Below are 20,323 nucleotides of genomic sequence, written 5' to 3' on the forward strand. Positions count from 1 at the left end.
ATGTAGAGGAACTTCCAGCGGAGCTGGTTGGTGTGCAGCCGGACGAGCGCTCTGACAGCGGACTGGGCCCAGTCGCGGCCTGACATTCTCTTCGACGTCGGTGATGAGTGTGCCCATCGCGTCGAGCACGAGCACGAGATGAGTCAGGGATTGGGTGACTGATCGATTTCACAGCGGCGAGATGTCGGGTTGTCGATCGAGGATCCTCGTTGCGAGCACTTTCCTCATGGAGCGCACACGATTTGTCGGGCAGGAACCGAAGGATGGACGGCCGCGCTGTACCGCGCGTCGTCAGGTGAATCAAGCAAATGGGCCAAAAGGGCTGTAGCACGGTCTGGAATTACCTGGTGGCCCTGTGAATTGGACTGGTGCGGAACCGGCGCGTCTACGCCAGCTTCGCTACGACCGGTGCGAATGTATCGAGGTCGTCGGCGCTGACCACGACGTAGCTGATGCCCCACCGCTCGCGGTACGAGAGCAGATCTTCGATCAGCTTCGAGGGCGGGCCGATCAGTGCAAACGGGGATGTCTTCAGGAAAGATTCGGACACGTGTAGTCGGCGAGACATGGTATCGATGCCGTCGGCAATGTCGTCGACCACATTTGTCATGTACGCACGGATGTTGAGTTCGAGGTCGGTGAAACGATCCCCGGCAACCTCGCGAATCAGGGCGACCTTCGCGTCGACAGCCTCGGCGGTCATGGTGCCGATGAGTTCGTGTCCACCCGGCGGGGTTGACTGGGTGGTGTCCGTCCAGTCCGGGCTCTGCGAACCCAGCCCGGTTGTTCCATTCACCCCGACGATGTCGGCGTGTCGAGCAGCAAAGCTGAGAATGCGGCGGCCGCCACCACCGACGAGCAGCGGGGGGCGTGCCTGAACAGGCTTCGGGAAACCGTCGAGTCCCTCGATCGTGTAGTGCTTGCCGTGGAACGTCAGTGATTCTTCGGCCATCAGGCCCCGGATCACGGTGATGCTTTCGAACAGCCGGTCGACCCGAGTCCGGCGGTCGTCGAACGGCATTCCTACCTGGTCGTATTCCTCACGCACATGGCCTGCGCCGAGGCCGATTTCGAGTCGGCCTTCGGAAAGCACGTCGAGAGTCGCGAGTTCCTTGGCCAGCACCACCGGGTGTTTGAAGTCGTTGGTGAGCACCAGTTGCCCCAGTCGCAGCGTCGTGGTTGCGTCGGCCGCCGACATCAGGCCGGGAACGGCTGCGAACTGGTCGTTGGGATGCTCGGGCATGGTGAGGACGGAGTACCCGCCGGCTTCGGTTCGGCGAGCCAGCTCGGTCCATGCTGTGCGATCGCGCGCCGATCGGGCCTGTACGCCGAATCGGAATGGACGCAGTTGGGTCATGAGACACCTCTAGTCAGTCGGGTTGCTATCGATGGCTTCAACTGCAATCGACGGCGGGGATCCAATAAAAATCAGGCACATAAATGAATACAAAAAATGATACATTTTAGTACGTCATATTCCCAGTGTTTCAGAACAACCGATCTGGAGGGTCGCATGCTGCACGAGATCCGCGAGTACTACGTCCGCTTCGATGCCGTCCAGGAGTATCTCGATGTGTTCGAACGGCTGGGACTGCCGGCGATGCGTAGTTGCGGATGGCGACTCGAGGGAGCCTGGTTGCAAGAGATCGGTCCACGAACAGGCACAACATTTGTCTGGATGCTTGCCTGGAAGGATCTCAACGAACGGGCGGACGGCTTGACCGCATTTCGCGCACACGCGGATTTTGCGTCGTTCGCGGCGGCACTGAATCCGATCCTGACCCATATCGACACTCGAATACTGCGCGACGTCTCGTTCTCACCGACGTATGGATCAGAAGGGAGTGAAGTCTAGCTCCTGCAACGAAACTCGACTTTTCACCGTTCGTCCTCGCTGGAATCCGCATGATTGATCGGCTTGCGGATCAATGTCGACTAGCCGATCGGAGTTGCCGATTGAGCGTACGTCGGCAAGTGATCGATGTACTGTGCGAACAACTCCGGCGGGATGACACCTTTGGCCATGGAGCCGCCTTCGATCGGTAGGGATGCTCCGCTGATGAATCGTGAGCCGTCGCCTGCGAGGAATGCGACAGCCTCACCAACGTCCTCGGGTCGCCCTACCGTCGGGAGCATCTGGACGCTGTCGCGGATCTGAGCCCCGAGCGGTGAATCCTGCATTGCCTCGTTGGTGTCGACACGTATGAAGCCGAGAACCAGATTGTTCGCCCGAATCCCGTATGTACCGTAGTCCCGGCTGATCTGTCGACCGAGTGCCTCCAGGCCGGCTTTGCTGATGCTGTAGGCGCTCATCCGGGGAACGGCACGGGTGGCCGACCATGCAGAAATGTTGACGAACGTGCCGCGGCGACGCTCCACCATAGCGGGCAGAACGGATCGGGCAAGAAGGAACGGACCGTGCAGGTTCACCCGCATTATGCGCTCGAACACCTCGGGGTCCAGATCGGCTATCTGGGTTTCACGACCCGAACGGACCTCGTCCTGGGCCGCCGCGTTGTTCACCACGACGTCGATTCGGCCGTACTCGTCCAGTACTGATGCGACCAGATTCGTTACATCGTCGGCGCAGCTGACATCTCCCGATACGACTCGAATGCTGCCAGGCCCGGAGACGGTCTCGATCCGTTGGATCGGGGCGTTGGGTAGATCGAAGCCGACGACGTGGGCGCCGTCGCGCGCCAGGCGGGCTGCGATAGCGCGGCCCATTGTGCCGCCAGCTCCGGTGACGATGGCGACACGATCAGTGAATGCATTCATATCGCTCCAAGTTTGTACACTATAATGCATCCATTATTGTAATGTGGTGTGATGTCGACGTCAACAGTTCGATCGGTCGTAGTGATCGACCCGACGAGGTCGGAATCCCTCCGGTAAGCGCGGCCTGTATGCGATCTCCAGCGCGTCGAAGTCTTTGGCGGACAGGGTCAACCTCACGGAGTCCACCGCGTCGGCAATATGCGCGGATGTGGTTGCGCAGACGATCGCTCGGTTCGTATCACTTCGGTCCGGTAGAGCGTCGACCCGAATACGTCGGCGGCGGTGCGCGTGGTGGTCTCTCTCCAGTCACGGGTGAGTAGGGCCCTGGACAGTGGTGACCAGGGCAGCACACTTACATCTTGGTCGAGGCGCAGTGGATACATCTCACGTTAGTCTTCTCGTTGAGTAAGTTGTACTGAGCGTGCATGGATACGAACGACGTCCAACCGTGGCTGATGGCGGCATGCGGTGCTCTTGCGAACTGCCACGCCCGCATCGAAGATGCTCCGATATGGCGAGCCTTGCCGGGGCGCACCACGTCGTGCAGAGCCTCCATCGTCGCTTCGACGAGTGTGTCCGAATCCCAGCGGTGGATCTGGTACAGGTCGACGTACTCGGTACCGAGACGCTGCGGACTGTCCTCGATTACCGAGAGGATATGTGTCCGAGACAAACCCGCTTGATTCGGGCTGGGTCCAACCCGTCCGCGCACCTTCGTCGCGATGACCACCTCGTCCCACCTGGCGAAGTCTGCCAACGCGCGGCCGACGATCTCTTCGCTGGTTCCGTCGGAGTAGACATCGGCGGTGTCGAACGTCGTGATGCCGGATTCAAGTGTTTGGCGTATCGGCGGTCGGCTTTGCTCTTCGGATGGTGACCAGGCGGCTAGTCCCGCGATCGGGGTGGCCGAAACTCATGCATCCCAGGACAACCGCGGAGAATTTCCTCCCTGAATTTCCGAGTCGGACGTAGTGCATTGCCATTCCTCCTGATTCGCGAGCGCCCGATATTCGGCCCGCCCGCTGCACTGCACCGATATGTGTCAGGTCCGTGACTCGGTGTTCGGCGAAAATCGCCTGGAACGAAGCGACGACGTCGTCGCCGCGATGCGGACTGCAACTACAACTTCAACAACTCCAAACCGGATGCCCGTGGATTCCTGTCACGCCGAATGCAATCTTTCCGCAAGTCTGTTCTCACGATACAGAACTGAGTCATTCGATGAAGGCCGCGGACCCTTCCGAATCGAGTCCGCGGACCCTTCCGAATCGAGTCCGCATGATTGGTAAATGTGCTTGACATCACACATTATGCAATATAAATTCAAAAGTGTACGCAAAAGTGCTCGTCGATGGCCTGTCGATACAAGCGCTTTGGTCGTCAGTGCAGTCGATGGCGTGAAGAGGATTGTTGAACGAGAGGTAGCAGTATGTCTGGCCGTTTCGAAGGAAAAGTTGCGTTCATCACCGGAATAGCCCGTGGCCAGGGTCGTGCGCATGCCGTGCGGTTGGCACGTGAGGGCGCTGACATCATCGGTATCGATCTGTGTGAGCAGATCGATACGGTCGACTATCCGATGGCAAATTCAAGTGACCTCGACGAGACCGTCAAATTAGTCGAAGGTCTCGGCCGGGGAATCGTCGCCAGGCGTGCAGACGTCAGGGATGGTGACGCTCTGACCGCGGCTGTCGATGCCGGAGTCGCGGAGTTCGGACGCCTGGACTTCGTTGTTGCGAACGCAGGAATCATGCCGGTCTGGGGCAAGGATTCGAACACCATGCAGGCGTGGCAGGACTGCCTCGACGTTCTCCTGACAGGCGTGTTGAACACGGTCGAGACTACATACCCGCGTTTGATCGATCAGGGGACAGGTGGTTCCATCGTGCTCACGAGTTCAATGGCCGCGGTAAGGCCGATGATGCGTACTCGAGGCGGTCACACACTCGGACTGCTCGGATACAGCGCAGCCAAGGCGGCGTTGATCAACCTCGCTCAGAACTACGCCAGCTTCCTTGCGAACTACCACGTTCGGGTGAACACCGTGAACCCCACGGGCGTGAACACACCGATGATCCAGAACGAGATGGTCGAAGACCGTTTCACCAACGGAAACCCCGAGGACATCAAGGCGTTGGTCAATGCGATTCCGGTGGACGCCGTCGATCCAGAGGACATTGCCAATGCCGTGGCATGGCTCTGTTCCGACGAATCGAAGTTTTACACCGGCAACGCGATGCGCATCGACGCTGGTGCCAGCCTGCGCTGATTGTGCGACGGCACTCGCCGTGGACAACGATCCGCGGCGAGTGAGGCTCTCTCGACAGACGAGTGGCCGAACGAATCGAATACGTATCTGCGTTTCCTGCCACGCGTGAAGGAACTCGGTTGGTGACGAGTAATTCATGCTGTCCATGGTGATCACCGACACGTCGGGCGTTGCCGGCCATCCATATGAGAAAAATCTATCGCGGATTCACTCGCGTCCCTGCCGCAGGTCGGTTCGGACATAGACGCCGGGCACCGAGCGTATTCGAGACTCGACGAGCCCGCAAAAACCTGCAGACCAGACCAGAACGGTACGGGTTGACTGCTACAGATTCGATTCGGTCGTTCCGCCCAGGAGCACACGTCGTGCGGCACGGAACTGATCCCGGCGAATATATCCACACCCGCAGATCAGCGGGATTCTTCACGACCAACGGAAAATGCCGGCATCGCCCCGGCGGATCGGGGGACACAATGTTCGGTAATGGAATCGAGACAACCGATAGTGCGACGGTGGACGAGATCTATCGTCGTTTCCGTAGAATCGACGAGCAGGAAGGGCCGCAAGGACGCTCCGCTCTCGGTTCAGGAGCCTGGAATGAGTACCGGGTGACCAGGGAAGTGCCGAGTGAGGCGCTGTTGCTCGCGGCAACAGAAGACGCCTACTTCATGAGGTTCGCCTGGCACTGGGCACCGTACGGCGGCCCGTCCGCTGGTGACATTTTCACCGAATTCGGTATTCCGCGTGACAAGTTCGTCGAGCGTGTGTGGCTTCTGGTTCCCCAGTTCTGCTTCGAATCGGGCATGATCGCGGCATTGGAGTCGGCGTATCCGAGAAAGGTCAACCGCAGGCGGTGAGCCGGGCGGTGCTCCGGTTCTTCGGTAGTCCGAATGCGCGGATCGTCTTGTCGGAGATCGCCGAAATCTCGAGAGAGTGCAAGTTTGGCGGATGTCGATCCAAAACATGTGTCTACGCCGCACTGGGATGGGTCAATGAAGACCTTCATATGCGTTGGCGAACAACATGATTTGGATCATATATGGTGATGTGGCAGGTCAAGGGACCCTCGGTTCGTCGACGTGATGATCACGACTGCCCTCTTCGCAGTGCGGTGAGGTGCTCCCGGACAGTCTGTGATGCACAGTTGTCGGACGATTCGAGGGTCCCTGTCGTCGATCGGCCCCAGGGAGGACACCCGGCGGAGCAATCGACGAGATCATGGCCGCAGTACGCGGGTGTGAAAACGCATTCCGTAAACGTATTCCATTCGTCAGGAGCGGGTTCCGTTGAGATCGTCGACTCGTTCGCCGCCCAGGTGAAATTCATTGGCCGGGAGAACTGCTGTGGAAAATCTAGCTCAGGCAGAGGTATGTGGTCAAAATAGCTCGGCCTGAACAGATTTCTTCCTTGTCTCCTGCTCGATCAGATCACTGACGTCGGCATCGCCTCGTGGTTGCGGTTTACGTCAGCTCCGGCATCGTTGTCGGACAACCACGCTCGAAGTGTAGTGCCATGTGCGTCGAGCATCGGTGGCGCGGAAGTAGGCCGAGGGGGGGTAACGCTCATCGTCATCGGTGCTCGGACGTGGTCGACACCGTCGATGTCCCAGACCGGATCGAGTCCCAAGGTTTCGGCAAGCTTGAAGGCAGCAGCCAGGTCGTTGACCGGTCCAACTGGTACCGAAGCCTGCGAAAGACGTTGCACAGCTTCCTCGCTCGTCCACTCCTTCAGTGCTCCGATCAGGAGTTCGCGTAGTTCGAGGCGGTTGGACACGCGGGCGGAATTTGTGCTGAATCGAGGGTCGGAAGACAATGCATCCAGATCGAGGCACTGGCACAGGCGAACGAACTGGACGTCGGTACCGGCGGCGATCACGATACTGTTGTCGCGGGTCTCGAACACCTCGTACGGTGCGACGCTGGGATGAGCATTGCCCGCTCGGCCGGGTACGACTCCGCCCATCAGGTATCCGGCGGCTTGATTGGTCAGGGCCGACAGCAAACTCGAGAAGAGACTGACTTCGACCAGTTGACCTCGACTCGATTGCTTGCGGGCTGCCACCGCGGCCAGGACCCCGATCCCACCGTGAAGTCCACAGATGGCGTCGACGAGTGCCACGCCCACTTTCGTGGGTGGGCCGTCGGCCTCCCCGGTGATCGACATCAGTCCGCCAACGGCCTGTGCCACCAGATCGAATCCCGGAAGGCCTGCCGCGTCAGGATGAGAGCCGAACCCGGACAGCGAACAGTAGACGATTCCCGGGTTGGTCTCGGACACGCTGTCGTAGTCGAGCCCGAACTTGCGCATGGTTCCCGGTAGGAAATTCTCCACCAGAACATCTGCACGTCGTGCCAACTCCGCGGCCAGGTCGCGGTCGGCCGGGTCTTTCAGATTCAACACGATCGACTGTTTGTTGCGATTGATCGCCTGGTAGTAGGTGCTCTGGCCGTCACGCCACGGCGGCCCCCACCCGCGGGTCTGGTCTCCGTCGCTGCTCTCCACCTTGATTACGGTGGCGCCGAGATCGCCCAGCAACATGGTGAGGTACGGCCCGGCAAGGACCCGAGAAAAATCGGCGACGAGAAGGCCGTCGAGGGCGCCCGGCGTCATGGAAGACGAACGTGTCGAGTTCAAGTCGAACCCTCCCGTTGATTGAGAGCGGCAGTGCACGTGAGGCATTGCCTGGTGATGTGTCCAGCATTGAGGTGGTCGTGCTGATCGATATCGATACAGGTAGGACACCGAGCCCGGCCCGAAGTGGAAACCGCGCCGCCGACGAATCTGCGGGTCGGGTTCGGTATCCAGGTCAGGCGGATAGGTGCTTGCCGAAGAAGTTGAAGATCAATGCCCAGGCCTGTTCGGCGACCTCGGGGCGGTACGACGGTTTGTCCACGGCGAAGAAGGCGTGGCCGGCGCCGTCGAAGATGTGGAAGTCGACCTCCTTACCGTGCTCCTTCAGCACTGACTCGAGTTCGGCGGCCTCTTCTTTCGGTGGGTAGACGTCGTCAGCGCCGAACAATCCGAGGATCGGTGCGGAGACCTTGGGGGCCAAGTGCACGATGGGCCCGATGGAGAGTCCGATGGCCTCGGGTGGCGTCCCGATCACGAACGGTCCGTAGCAGTCGACTGCGGCGTCGACACCGGCTTCGGCTGCGGCGAGGAAAGCCTGGCGACCACCCGAGCAATAGCCGATGACGCCTACCTTGCCGTTGCTCGAGGCGAGCTCTTTGAGATGCTCCGACGCTCCCACGATGTCGCCGACGAGTTGCTCGTCCGGAACTCCACCGGCGGCCCGTGACGCGGCGGCCGCCTCGTCGGGTTCGGCGCCGGGTGCATCGCGGTGGTGCAGGTTCGGGCAGACGGCATTGTATCCGTGCGCGGCGAAGCGCCGGGCCAGTTCCTTGGTCGCCCAGTCGTATCCGGGCATGTGGTGTATCAGGACGACACCGCCCTTCGGCTGATCGTCGAGGGGAGTGGCGAGATAGGCTTCGATTTCGTCTCCACCGTGACCGGAGATGGTGATGGTATCGGCTGTGAGCGCCTCGTTGCGTGCTGCCAGAGTGGTCATGGTCTGAACCTTCCTTCGTTTTCAGGGGGATTGAACGAGTACACGATGAGCCGGTTGTTCTCCCGCCAAGACGGAAATGACACCCGAACAAGCCATCTGCGCCATTTTGCGCCTGGTTCCCTCGGTTGCGCTTCCGATGTGGGGGAGTAGCACCGTTCCCGGTGCGGCGAGCAATCGTGAGTTGATTTCGGGTTCACGCTCGAAGACGTCGAGCCCGGCGGCGAAGATGTGACCAGACTCCAACGCTTCGGCCAGGGCATCCTCGTCCACGATCGGACCGCGCGCGGTGTTCACGAGTACGGCACCCGGTTTCATCTGTCGAAGTCGATCACGGTCGATCAGGTGGTGGGTGTATCGATTGAGTGGTACATGCAGTGAAACGAAGTCCGAGGTCGCCAGTATGTCGTCGAGATCGGCGGTCCACCCGGGAATTCCGGTGTCGGTACGGGTGTGGTGGCGAACGACGAGACCGAAAGGCTCGGCGCGACGCGCCACTGCCTGACCGATACGACCGTATCCGACAAGTCCGAGTGATGCATCCCGCAGGTCTTTGCCGAGGAACTGGGTCAAGCCCCAGCCTTCCCATTGCTGCGAGCGGAGCACCCGTTCTGCTTCGGATGCCTGCCTCGCAGCGGAGAGAAGTAGCAGGAACGCGATGTCGGCCGTTGCCTCGTCGAGGACGCCAGGGGTGTTGCAGACGGTGACCCCGGAACGGGTCGCGTAGTCGACATCGATGTTGTCGTGCCCGACGGAGACGGTCGCCACGGCGCGAAGACGCCCACGTCCGGCCTCCAACACGTCCCGATCGATTCGGTCCGACAGTACGCAGACGATCGCGTCCACATTGCGCGCCAACTCGACGAGGTCAGCATGCCCGAGATTGTCGTCGGGCAGGCGGACTATCTCGTGTTCCGTTGTCGTGAGCGGCTTGTCGCCGCCGGGCGGAAGTGGTCGGGTGAGAAGGATCCGCGCCATCAGAGGCCCTCCGAGTTACTGTGCGGTCGGTCGAGGCGCTCGCGGCAGGTGAGGAATTGCGCCAAAATGCACCTCGTTAAAGAATCGTCAGAAATGTATGTAATTTAGACTACACTAGCGCTAGCATGAGGCAAGTATCACTCGAGAAGGTCCGAGGATTGACCTTCTCGCCATCCAAAGGTTTCCGAGTAGGAGGTTCACAGTGGATCGAGTCGACGCCGCCATCCTCGTTCTCCGGGTTTTGACCGGCACCGTCGTTGCAATCCACGGGTTCAATCACGCGTTCGGGGGTGGTCGGCTCCCCGGGGCAGCGAGTTGGTTCGAGAGTTTGGGGTTGCGGCACGGCATGGTGCAGGCAACGATGAGCGCAGTTGTCGAGGTCGCCGCAGGCATCGGGATAGTTTTCGGTATTCTCACACCTGTCGCGGCTGCTGCGGTGATCGCCGTCATGCTCGTCGCCGGAATCGTCGCGCACCGGCAGAACGGTTTCTTCATATTCCGCGACGGATACGAGTACGTTCTCTTCATCGCAGTCACTGCGCTGGTCATTGCGATCACCGGTCCGGGACGTGTGTCGGTCGACGCCGCGTTGGGAATTGTCATGGCCGGATGGGCGGGCTTCGGCGTCGCATTGGGACTCGCGGTAGTCGGTGTCGCCGCGCTCCTCGGCGCCACCTACCGGCCAGTGGCACGAGTCGGCGCCTGACTGCGAATTCGTCTGGGCGGCAGACCCTTGCACACTTTCCTTCCGAATCCGCCGGTCGAGACAATGGTCGGCGAACAGCACGCATTGTCAAATTTCCTGGTGAACGCGTCGGACGGCATTCGCCGTTCGTGGCGCGCCCACCGCACACCAAGAGATGGAGATAGTCATGAAGGTTGCTCAGTTCGCACGTTTTACCGCAAAGCCGGGACAAGCCGACAAGGTCGTGGCCGCACTCGAGGAAGCTTCGATCGCAGCGCGATCGGAGGAGGGAACGCTCGTCTACGCGATTCACGTGTTTCCCGACACGCCGGACGTCGTGTGGATGTACGAGTTGTACACCGATGCGGCTGCCCAGCAAGCGCATTCGTCGAGTGCGGCCACCGACCGGCTCAAGGCGGCGGTCAAAGATGTTCTCGCGGAGCCGCTCACCGTCTCGAAGGGTAACCCGCACAGCGCCTTCGGCCTGCCCGAGTAGAGCCTGATCGGCAGAAGGTAAACCATGGACAAGATCACCGACGAGCGGATCGAGTCAGCGATGCAGGTGGCGCGCGCTGCCGGCGAAGAAGGACTCGGGGTCGCTGCATATCTGGGTGACGAATTGATCGTCAACACCTGGGCAGGAATCGCCGACACGGAAACCGGCCGCGTCGTCGACGAGACGACGCTGTTCCAGGTTTTCTCGGTTACCAAGGCGTTGACCGCGACTGGGCTGCACGTGCTGGCCGAGCGCGGTCATATCGATTACGAATTGCCGATGGCCCGGTACTGGCCGGAGTTCGGTGCACGGGGAAAGCACCGGATCACGGTTCGAGATGCCCTGTGCCATCGGGCCGGAATTCCTCAGATGCCGGTCGGCGTCACCACCGAACTCATGTACGACTGGGACTGGATGGTCGAGCAGATTGCCAGTTACCGACCGTGGTTTCCGACCGGGACGACGAATTCTTACCATATCCTGGTGTGGGGTTGGCTGATCGGCGAGTTGATTCAACGCGCAGATCCCGAAGGGCGCTCGGTGTCGGACTTCCTGCAGGAGGAAGTGTGCCGACCGCTCGGCATCACCGATTTTCACCTGCCGTTGGCGAAAGAGCATGTCGGACGCGTGACCCGGCTTGCCGCAGACTGGGAGCCTGGCGTCGATCGTGACCACCTGCGCGATGCTGCCCAGCCGTTGTCGGTGGCGGCGGCGCCGCCGGTGCACAACCGTGCGGACACGTGGCTGGCCTGCCTGCCGGGTGCGGGAGCAATTGCCAACGCGGAATCGGTGGCACGATTGTTCGCGATGTTGGCCCAGCGCGGGACCTTCCGGGGCACCCGGTTGTTGTCACCGGATCGAGTGGACGGATTTCGAGTGCCCCGCGACGACAGTCGGGCAGACGATGTCATCTTCGAGGCGCCGGCGTGGATCGGGCAGGGCGGGTACTGGCTCGGAGGTGATCTACGGCGGAACATCCCCGCTGACGGGAGCCTGCCGTCGGTGATCAATCAGCCGGGTGCCGGTGGCTCCACGGGCTGGGCCGAGCTGGAAACCGGACTTGCCGTGGCGATCTGCCACAACCGACAATTCGTCGTCGATCGTAAGGATCCCGGGTTCATCGCCCGGATCACCCCGATTGCCGACGCAGTCCGGAAAGTAGCAAGAGAGCGAGGAACCAATGCCTGATTTCGGATTCGTCGGAGAGTCCAAAGCCCGGGAGTTGTTCGGAGACAAGCGTTACGAAGCCACCAGGACCAATGCGCCTGCGGGCCGTCGCCGAGATCTGATCCGGTTGGCAGATAGTGTGGTCTTCGGGCAGGTCTACCCCCGGCCAGGACTCACCCCTGAGCAACGCTCGTTGAGCACCGTTGCGGCGTTGACCGTGCTCGGTCAACTGCCACAACTCCGCGCACACGTCACCGGAGCGTTGAACGTCGGGGTGTCCGAGGACGAGATAGCCGAAGTGATCACCCAGATGGCGATGTACGCAGGCTTTCCTGCCGCACTCAACGCGATGCAGGTTGCCGACGAGTGTTTCGACGCCGTCGCGACGGAAAGGAAGAAATGACTCGAATCGGCTTCGTCGGTCTGGGCAGTATGGGCAGTGCGCTTGCCGGCCGACTTCTCACCGGGGACGAGCCGCTGACGGTGTTCGACATCGATCGGGAGAAGGTGCTCGAACTGGCAACCGGCGGGGCGCACGTCGCCGCCTCGTTACGGGACCTCGCAGAGTCGAGCGAGGTGGTGTTGATCTGCCTGCCGACCTCCGAGCACGTCGAGGCTGCGATTTACGGCGCTGACGGACTCGCCGAAGGGTTGCGTTCCGGAGCTCTGGTCGTCGACTGCACGAGCGGCCATCCGGACGTCACCCGCTCGATTGCCCAGCGGCTGAAACTATCCGGGGTCTCGTTCGTCGACGCACCGGTCAGCGGTGGACCACAGCGAGCGAGTGAGGGAACCATTGCCATTCTCGTCGGTGGGGAATCGGCCGACGTCACTCGCGCGGAAGAGGTGCTCACCCGCATCTCTGCCCACGTCCAGCATGTCGGTGGGGTAGGAGCGGGGCATACGGTCAAGCTTCTGAACAACGTGCTCGCCGCCGGCCACCGACTGCTCGCCTTCGAGATGACGGCGATCGCCGCTGCCAGTGGAGTGGAACCGGCGACGTTCATCGACGCGGTGAACCTGTCCTCGGGGCGTAGTTACGCCACCGAGGTGACCATGCCGCGGCATGTGTTCGGGCCGGAATTGGTGCAGGGGTTTTCCCTCGGTCTGATGGCGAAGGACGTCCGTCTAGGGTGCACCTTGATTCCGAAAGGACTCGAAAAGCTTTCTCTGGCAGCAGGGGTGAACGAGCGACTCGCGGACGCCTTGGGCGAGTTCGGTCCCACCGCGGACATCAACGAGATCATCGCTTCGTACGAGTCCGCGATCGGCGCTCCGGTTGTGACCAGTATCCGACCGGAATCGAGACTCTGACGTGACCGGCGGCGGCCGACCAGATCGATACCGAGGCGACGCATGCTCGAATGATCGTGATGTTCCACAGATGTCCGGCATGGCAGTGCCGGGTCCCTGGAATGTCATCGCCGAGGTGTACGCGCAGGTGCCGGAGTCACTGCGGCGTGAGCACCGTCCCTCGCCGTGGGCGGACGCTGTGCTGGGTACTGCCTCGGTCGGCTCCTTCCTCGAAGGGCCGTGCTTCGCCACAGACGGCACGATGTACATGTCCGACCTCGCGCACGGCCGTATTCTGCAAGTGTCAACCGGTGGCGAGATGTCGGTCCTGTGCGAGTACGACGGCGAGCCGAACGGATTGGCGATACATCGTGACGGTCTGATCTATATTGCCGACTACGGGAGAGGAATCCTCACCCTCGACCCGAAGACGGGTGCGATATCGAAGGTCGTGGACCGATATCGATTCGAAAACCTGCGCGGCGTCAGTGATCTTGTCTTCGGCCCGGATGGTGCCCTCTACTTCTCCGATCAAGGACAGTCGGATCTCGCACACCCCTTCGGCCGGGTATTTCGGTTCAGGGCCGCGGAGGGACTGCATCTGCTCATGGACGGTATCGCCAGCCCGAACGGGCTGGCACTGTCTCCGGCTGCGGACATGCTGTACGTCGCGGTCACGCGCGCGAACGCTGTGTATCGGATTCCGTTGAGGCCGGACGGGAAGGTCGGAAAGATCGGTGTGCACTTACACCTTTCTGGTGGGTCAGGCGGACCGGACGGGATGGCGATCGACGCCGCCGGTGGGCTCGCCGTGGCGCACTACGGCCTGGGCAGGGTATGTGTCTTCGACGAACTGGGGCTACCGGCGGGTGTCGTTCATGTACCGGCTGGACTGGGAACGACCAACGTCGTCTACGGTGGTCCGAACCGGGACACGGTATTCGTGACCGAGGCGGAAACCGGGACGATAGCCAGTGCGTCGATACCCAGGCGAGGAGCGACCCTGTACTCGCATACTGGCTGAGTGACCGCACAGACGATGGTTTGCATTTCGATGCAACCAATAGTCCTCCCGCGCAACGGCTATCGGTCAACACCGGAATTCACTGTCACCGGTCCACGCGCAAGTGTGTGTTTCGGCCGGTACTTACAGGTAGGGAAAATTGTTGTGGCTTATGTGATTACCCAGGCATGTTGTAACGACGCCTCCTGCGTGGCCGTGTGCCCCGTGGACTGTATCCACCCCCGACCCGACGAACCCGAATTCACCACCGCGGAAATGCTCTACATCGACCCGAACACCTGCATCGACTGCGGCGCCTGCTTCGACGAATGCCCCGTCGACGCGATCACCGAAGAACACGCACTCCGCGACGAACACCGACAATATCGCGCGATCAACGCCGACTACTACACACGCCACCCCATCACCGACAACCCACCCGAACCCGCCCACAAACACACCCTCGACCCGAACCTGGGCACCCTCCACGTCGCGATCGTCGGCACCGGACCCGCAGCCTGCTACGCCGCGATCGAACTGACCACCCACCCCCGCGTCGAGATCACCATGTTCGAACGCCTCCCCACCCCCTACGGCCTCATCCGCGCCGGTGTCGCCCCCGACCACCCCGGCACCAAAGCCGTCACCGACATCTTCCGCCTGACCATGGGCAAACGATCCGTCCACTGCCACTTCAACATCGACGTCGGCCACCACATCACCCACACCGAACTCCTCGAGCACCACCACGCTGTCCTCTACGCCGTCGGCGCCCCCGACAGCCGCCACCTCGACATCCCCGGCGAACACCTCCCCGGCTCCCACCCGGCCACCGACTTCGTCGCCTGGTACAACGGACACCCCGACCACACCCACCACACCTTCGACCTCACCGGCGAGCGCGCCGTGATCATCGGCAACGGCAACGTCGCCCTCGACATCGCCCGAATCCTGCTCACCGACCCCGACACCCTCGCCACCACCGACATCGCCGACCACGCCCTCCACGCACTACGCGCCGGCAACACCCGCGAAGTCGTCGTCATCGGCCGCCGCGGACCCGCCCACGCCGCCTACACCAACCCCGAACTGATCGCCCTCGGTCAACTCCCCGACATCGACATCATCGTCGACCCCACCGACGCACTCCTGGACCCAGCCAGCCGCACCTGGATCGACGGACCCCACAGCGAACCATCCGAGAAACTGAAAGTCCACCAAATCGAACAATTCGCCGCCAAAGGCAACAACAACAGCACCGGCACCGGCAGTAGTAGCAGCGGTGGCGGGCGTAAACGCATCGTGCTGCGCTACCTCACCGCACCCGAAGAAATCCTCGGCGAACACCACGTCGAGGCCATCCGCCTGGTCCACAACGAACTCCTCCCCGACCCCGACCACCCCCACAGCCCCGACACCGCACCCACCCTCACCACCCACGCCACCGAACACACCCACACCCTGCCCACGAACCTGGTCCTCCGATCGATCGGCTACAAAAGCCGCCCCATCCCCGACCTCCCCTTCGACGAACACCACGCCATCGTCCCCAACGACCACGGCCGCGTCCTCGACCCCGACACCGGAACCCCCATCCCCGGCGTCTACGTCGCCGGCTGGATCAAACGCGGCCCTACCGGCGTCATCGGCACCAACAAACACTGCAGCTCCGATACCATCGACAAACTTCTCACCGACTTCACCCACGGACACCTCACCCCACCCCTGCACAACCACACCCACCTCCACACCCTGCTCACCGAACGCCAACCCGACCTCCTCGACTTCCCCGCCTGGCAACGCATCGACACCCACGAACGCACCCACGGCAAACAAACCGGCCGACCACGCACCAAAATCACCGACACCACCACCATGCTCGACATCGCCCACGGACCGACACACTGAACCGGCGCATCGGTCGAAGGTGATGCCGACGGTGTCTGCCGGGGCGACCGTGTAGTTGGGCAGCAGTCTTTGCCGGTGTTGATTGTGCAATGTTGTGAACATGAAATCTATTATTCTGCAGATGATTTCATATTCAGAGAAGCCCTTCGAAGCCGCGATCCGGCGACAATCCGAGGGAGCTGAAGTGAGTGGGGTCACGTTTTATTCAAAAAGTGCTTGACGTCACAATGGTCTAACCATAGGCTTGAAATGAACACAGAAACGCATGCAAATTCTAAGCGGGCCTGAGCCTGTCAACAACATCTCTCATGGCGACGCACTCTCAGACCGCACCAGGGTGCGAAAGGAAAGTAATGCTTCGAGTCTCGATTGATCCGACCCGTTGTGAAGGTCACGCAAAGTGTCTCATGGACAGCCCCGAGGTGTTCGACCTCGACGATCAAGGTTTCGGATTTGTCAAACCCGAGGTCGACGTGGTCGCGCACGAGCATCGCAACGCGGTTCTGCGTGCAGTCGCGGGGTGCCCGGAGTACGCCATCAGTGCCCACGAGATCAGCGTCGAAGAGCGGTGACTTACCAATCGTCACGACAAAAGACAACGGAGGTAAGGGCAATGCCAGGTCAGCTCGAGAACAAAGTCGCATTTGTCACGGGAATTGCTCGTGGGCAAGGTCGTTCGCATGCAATTCGACTGGCGGAGGAGGGCGCCGACATCATCGGACTGGACATTTGTCGGCAGGTCGACACCGTCTTCTACCCGATGCCGGATGCGCAAGACCTGGAGGAGACCAAGCGACTCGTGGAGAAGGCGGGAGGTCGGATCCACGCTGAGATCGCCGACGTTCGAGATCTCGATGCAATGAAAGCCGTATACGACGCCGGTGTGGCCGAACTCGGTGACGTCGACATCGCGGTTGCCAATGCCGGCATCATGCCGATCATCGATCAGGGTGTGGAGCGCCAGGCGTGGCACGACGCCATCGACATCATGCTGACCGGCGTATGGCACACACTCGAAGTGGTGACGCCGCGCATGATCGAGCGCGGTGAGGGCGGATCGATCGTGGTGACAAGCTCGTCGGCCGGACAGAGCAGTCTCGGCGTCAACACCTTCCCGGGTTCGGCCGGCTACAGTGCGGCCAAACACGGCGTCGTCGGAATCATGCGCTTGTACGCATCTCGGTTGGCGCAGCACAGCATTCGCGTGAATACCGTCCATCCAACCGGTGTCGACACTCCCATGGCGCACAACGACGAGTTCACTCGATTCGCGATCGCCAACGCGGACTCCGTCAAGGGATTCGGAAACGCGCTTCCGGTCGACTACATCGAGTCCATCGACATCAGCAACGCGATCGTCTACCTGTGTGCCGACTCCGGTCGGTACGTCACCGGAACGACGCTTACCGTCGATGCCGGTTATCTCGTAAAGCCGTGACTGCGTCGCGTTGCTTTCAATGTTTCGCCACTTTCAGGAAGGAAGCCCGACAGTGATCGAAGAACGCGCCGTTGCAAGCCTTGTCGCAGATCCGGAGGTCGGCCGCTGGGGCGGCTTGCAATACGACCACCACTCGTCGAAGGTGAAAGTTGCACCGTTCGACTTGTGGTCGAGTTTGCGTCGTGAGTGCCCGGTGTTGCACAGCGACAACTACGGTGGATTCTGGTTCCTCAGTCGATACGATGACGTCAAACGAGTGTTGACGGACTTCGAGGACTTCTCTGCGGCCGAGGGTGCCACCATCCCCCGAACGCCCTTGGCGATGTTGCCACTCGAGGCCGATCCGCCGATCCAACGTCAGTACCGAAGCATCCTCAACCCGTACCTCACTCCGGCGGAGGTGCTCAAGTACGAGGGGTTCGCCCGCGAACTGATCAGCACCAAACTGGCCAGCGAAGTGGTCGACGGGCGTATCGATCTGGCGCACTTCGGCGAGACCTATGCGCACACCGTCACGATGCGTGCGGTCGGGTTCGACGTTGCGGATCTGAGCAGGCTCAGTGCATGGTGCGAAATACTTTTCGGTCCGGAGCGCGACAGCGAGGCCGGTCAGCAGGCCGGAGCGGACGTAATGGGGTTCTTCAACACGGCGTTGGATGCGCGAATCGGGCAGGATTCGTCGTCGAATCTGCTGACTGCCATTGCCAATGCCGAGATCGACGGACGACCCCTGGATCGACAAGAGCAGACGAGTCTGGTTCTCCTCCTCGTCTTCGGTGGTTTCCACACGACGGGTTCCGCTCTGACGAGCGCACTGGTCTGGTTGGCCGATCACCCCGGCGACGTGGACAAACTGCGAGCCGATCCCGACCTCATGCCGACAGCGATCGAAGAGTTCGTGCGCTACTCCAGTCCGGTCTCGCACATGCGCCGCACCACGACGCGTGACGTCGAATTCAACGGGTGTCCGGTCTCCGCCGGTCAGGCAGTCCAGTTCGGAATTGCCTCGGCGAACCACGACGAGACGGTATTCGAGTCGCCGGATCAGGTTCTCCTCGATCGGCATCCCAACCGGCACTTGGGATTCGGTAGCGGACCACATCGCTGCCTGGGATCGCACCTGGGCAAGCTCGTTGTTCGGATCGGATTGGAGGAGTTCCTTGCCGCGGTAGACACTTTCGAGATCGAGGACCACGAGGCGATGATCTACTTTGCGTCGGAAGGGCGTTCGATCACACAGGTTTTCGCCCGTGTGCAGGAGCGGACCTCGTGACGACGCAGTCCATCGACGGGGGAGTCGCGGTCACAGTCGATGCTCGGACTTATCATACGATCGACCCGTCGACCGGCACTCTGGTTCGTCAGTATCCGAAGTTGCTCGATGCTCATGCCGAGGACCATCTTGCCCGTGCGCACAAGGCTTTTCCCGGTTGGCGCGACACTTCAGTGGTAGAGCGTGTGCGACTGTTCCGGCGGTTCGCCGATCTGGTCGACCGTGACGGGGACAAGTTGGCGTACCAGATCACGGTGGAGATGGGGAAAGCGCTCGCGCAGTCCGTAGACGAGGTCGCACTGGTTGCCCACCTGTTCCGCTACTACGCCGACAACGGTGAAGAACTGTTGCGCGACGAAACCCTCGACGTTCCGGGTCTGCAGCAGACGATCATCCGCCGCGAACCGGTCGGAGTAGTGCTGGGCATCGAACCGTGGAACGGTCCGATATTCCAGGCCATGCGGGCTGCTGTGCCGAACCTGATGCTCGGAAACACGGTATTGGTGAAGCCTGCCGAACAATGTCCTGGTTCGACGTTGATGCTCGACGATTTGTTCGTCGAGGCAGGGTTTCCGGCCGACGTGTACCAGACCGTGTTGGTATCGGTCGATCACGTCTCTACATACATTGCCGATTCGCGAGTTCGTGCTGTCACGTTCACAGGATCCGACCGGGCGGGGGCCGTAATCGGCGCCCAGGCCGGAGCTCATGTCAAACCGGTGGTCCTGGAACTCGGGGGCTCCGACGCGTTCATCGTCCTGGACTCCGCCGACGTGCCCACGGCGGCCGCGGTTGCCTCTGCCTGCCGGATCTACATGGGCGGCCAGGCCTGTGTGTCGCCCAAACGCATCATCCTCACCGATAAAATCGCCGACGAGTTCATCGCGCAGTTCGCGTCGGCCTTCGGAAGTCAGACCGTCGGCAACCCATTCGATCCCGCGACCACCATCGGCCCGATGGCGAGTATCGCAGCTGCAGATCGTGTGCAGGCGCAACTTCAGGACGCAATCGACAAGGGTGCGACGGTAGTGGTGCCCGGTGGCCGGATGCCCGGTCCCGGTGCATATTTCCGTCCTGCGGCAATTGCCGGTGTCACGTCCGAGATGCGGGTCGCCACAGAGGAGGTGTTCGGGCCTGTGGCGTTGATCTACCGGGTTCCCGACGCCGATGCCGCGATCGAGGTGGCCAACAGCTCCAAATACGGACTGGGAGGAACTGTTTTCGGTTTGGACCTCGAGGAGGCCCAACACGTCGCACATCGACTCGACACCGGCATGGTCGGGATCAACGGCTACGTGGGTGCACCGGTCGAGATTCCTTTCGGCGGTACGAAAGCCTCCGGTACCGGCCGGGAGTTGGGTCGTTCGGGCATGGATCAATTCGCGAACATCAAAACCTACGGCATCGGGTGAATCGACAACCGCTGGCCGGTTGATATGTCTCCCACGCGCCCTGGACGGCCAATCTCGTCCG

At 61.3% G+C, this 20,323-nt stretch carries 20 protein-coding genes; 14 read left to right on the plus strand and 6 right to left on the minus strand.

What is annotated here, in order from left to right; all coding sequences use genetic code 11:
• Positions 1 to 385: 385 nt before the first annotated feature.
• A complete protein-coding gene (locus ABH922_RS26550) occupies positions 386 to 1,357 on the minus strand; it encodes a TIGR03621 family F420-dependent LLM class oxidoreductase (RefSeq protein WP_424810012.1) in 972 nt (323 codons plus the stop codon).
• Between the two features lie 156 nt (positions 1,358 to 1,513).
• Between ABH922_RS26550 and ABH922_RS26555 the strand changes: the two genes are divergently transcribed.
• On the plus strand, positions 1,514 to 1,855 hold the full coding sequence (locus tag ABH922_RS26555) for an NIPSNAP family protein (protein WP_424810013.1): 342 nt from the start codon (positions 1,514 to 1,516) through the stop codon (positions 1,853 to 1,855).
• Positions 1,856 to 1,935: 80 nt separating this feature from the next.
• On the opposite strand, the gene ABH922_RS26560 is transcribed toward ABH922_RS26555, so the two are convergent.
• Positions 1,936 to 2,778, minus strand: a complete 843-nt coding sequence (locus tag ABH922_RS26560) for an SDR family NAD(P)-dependent oxidoreductase (RefSeq protein WP_424810014.1) — start codon at positions 2,776 to 2,778, stop codon at positions 1,936 to 1,938.
• 352 nt (positions 2,779 to 3,130) lie between these two features.
• Positions 3,131 to 3,676 (minus strand): aldo/keto reductase, encoded by a 546-nt coding sequence (locus tag ABH922_RS26565; RefSeq protein WP_424810328.1) that lies wholly within the window; start codon positions 3,674 to 3,676, stop codon positions 3,131 to 3,133.
• A gap of 531 nt (positions 3,677 to 4,207) precedes the next feature.
• Between ABH922_RS26565 and ABH922_RS26570 the strand changes: the two genes are divergently transcribed.
• A complete protein-coding gene (locus ABH922_RS26570) occupies positions 4,208 to 5,044 on the plus strand; it encodes a mycofactocin-coupled SDR family oxidoreductase (protein WP_424810015.1) in 837 nt (278 codons plus the stop codon).
• 512 nt (positions 5,045 to 5,556) lie between these two features.
• The gene (locus ABH922_RS26575) at positions 5,557 to 5,901 is read left to right on the plus strand and encodes a hypothetical protein (RefSeq protein WP_424810016.1); all 345 of its coding nucleotides are present in this window, start codon (positions 5,557 to 5,559) and stop codon (positions 5,899 to 5,901) included.
• A gap of 565 nt (positions 5,902 to 6,466) precedes the next feature.
• On the opposite strand, the gene ABH922_RS26580 is transcribed toward ABH922_RS26575, so the two are convergent.
• From ABH922_RS26580 to ABH922_RS26590, 3 genes are all read right to left on the minus strand, one after another.
• Positions 6,467 to 7,654 (minus strand): CaiB/BaiF CoA transferase family protein, encoded by a 1,188-nt coding sequence (locus ABH922_RS26580; RefSeq protein WP_424810017.1) that lies wholly within the window; start codon positions 7,652 to 7,654, stop codon positions 6,467 to 6,469.
• Positions 7,655 to 7,850: 196 nt separating this feature from the next.
• Entirely contained in the window at positions 7,851 to 8,612 is a 762-nt protein-coding gene (locus ABH922_RS26585) for a dienelactone hydrolase family protein (protein WP_424810018.1), read from the minus strand.
• Between the two features lie 21 nt (positions 8,613 to 8,633).
• Positions 8,634 to 9,587, minus strand: coding sequence for a 2-hydroxyacid dehydrogenase (locus tag ABH922_RS26590; protein ID WP_424810020.1), 954 nt, complete (start codon positions 9,585 to 9,587; stop codon positions 8,634 to 8,636).
• Between the two features lie 202 nt (positions 9,588 to 9,789).
• Here ABH922_RS26590 and ABH922_RS26595 point away from each other — a divergent pair, with 202 nt between their 5' ends.
• The 11 genes from ABH922_RS26595 to ABH922_RS26645 all read left to right on the plus strand — a co-directional run bounded on the left by ABH922_RS26595 (position 9,790) and on the right by ABH922_RS26645 (position 20,262).
• Entirely contained in the window at positions 9,790 to 10,293 is a 504-nt protein-coding gene (locus ABH922_RS26595) for a DoxX family protein (protein ID WP_424810021.1), read from the plus strand.
• 166 nt (positions 10,294 to 10,459) lie between these two features.
• Entirely contained in the window at positions 10,460 to 10,768 is a 309-nt protein-coding gene (locus ABH922_RS26600; protein ID WP_424810022.1) for a putative quinol monooxygenase, read from the plus strand.
• 24 nt (positions 10,769 to 10,792) lie between these two features.
• On the plus strand, positions 10,793 to 11,956 hold the full coding sequence (locus tag ABH922_RS26605; RefSeq protein WP_424810023.1) for a serine hydrolase domain-containing protein: 1,164 nt from the start codon (positions 10,793 to 10,795) through the stop codon (positions 11,954 to 11,956).
• The gene (locus tag ABH922_RS26610) at positions 11,949 to 12,338 is read left to right on the plus strand and encodes a carboxymuconolactone decarboxylase family protein (RefSeq protein WP_424810024.1); all 390 of its coding nucleotides are present in this window, start codon (positions 11,949 to 11,951) and stop codon (positions 12,336 to 12,338) included. The genes ABH922_RS26605 and ABH922_RS26610 overlap by 8 nt, the downstream gene beginning before the upstream one ends.
• Positions 12,335 to 13,249: an NAD(P)-dependent oxidoreductase gene (locus ABH922_RS26615; RefSeq protein ID WP_424810025.1), complete on the plus strand. Its 915-nt coding sequence runs from the start codon at positions 12,335 to 12,337 to the stop codon at positions 13,247 to 13,249. The genes ABH922_RS26610 and ABH922_RS26615 overlap by 4 nt, the downstream gene beginning before the upstream one ends.
• A gap of 70 nt (positions 13,250 to 13,319) precedes the next feature.
• Positions 13,320 to 14,252: an SMP-30/gluconolactonase/LRE family protein gene (locus ABH922_RS26620; protein WP_424810026.1), complete on the plus strand. Its 933-nt coding sequence runs from the start codon at positions 13,320 to 13,322 to the stop codon at positions 14,250 to 14,252.
• A 144-nt stretch (positions 14,253 to 14,396) separates the two neighbouring features.
• Positions 14,397 to 16,139, plus strand: coding sequence for an FAD-dependent oxidoreductase (locus ABH922_RS26625; RefSeq protein WP_424810027.1), 1,743 nt, complete (start codon positions 14,397 to 14,399; stop codon positions 16,137 to 16,139).
• Positions 16,140 to 16,492: 353 nt separating this feature from the next.
• Positions 16,493 to 16,711, plus strand: a complete 219-nt coding sequence (locus ABH922_RS26630) for a ferredoxin (RefSeq protein ID WP_424810028.1) — start codon at positions 16,493 to 16,495, stop codon at positions 16,709 to 16,711.
• Between the two features lie 41 nt (positions 16,712 to 16,752).
• Positions 16,753 to 17,577: a mycofactocin-coupled SDR family oxidoreductase gene (locus tag ABH922_RS26635; protein WP_424810029.1), complete on the plus strand. Its 825-nt coding sequence runs from the start codon at positions 16,753 to 16,755 to the stop codon at positions 17,575 to 17,577.
• A gap of 52 nt (positions 17,578 to 17,629) precedes the next feature.
• On the plus strand, positions 17,630 to 18,850 hold the full coding sequence (locus ABH922_RS26640; protein WP_424810030.1) for a cytochrome P450: 1,221 nt from the start codon (positions 17,630 to 17,632) through the stop codon (positions 18,848 to 18,850).
• Complete coding sequence (locus ABH922_RS26645) at positions 18,847 to 20,262, plus strand: aldehyde dehydrogenase family protein (protein ID WP_424810031.1); 1,416 nt, start codon at positions 18,847 to 18,849, stop codon at positions 20,260 to 20,262. Before ABH922_RS26640 ends, ABH922_RS26645 begins: the two co-directional genes overlap by 4 nt.
• Positions 20,263 to 20,323: the final 61 nt, after the last annotated feature.

The organism is Rhodococcus sp. 27YEA15 (genome assembly GCF_049739425.1).
Taxonomy (GTDB): Bacteria; Actinomycetota; Actinomycetes; order Mycobacteriales; family Mycobacteriaceae; genus Rhodococcus_F.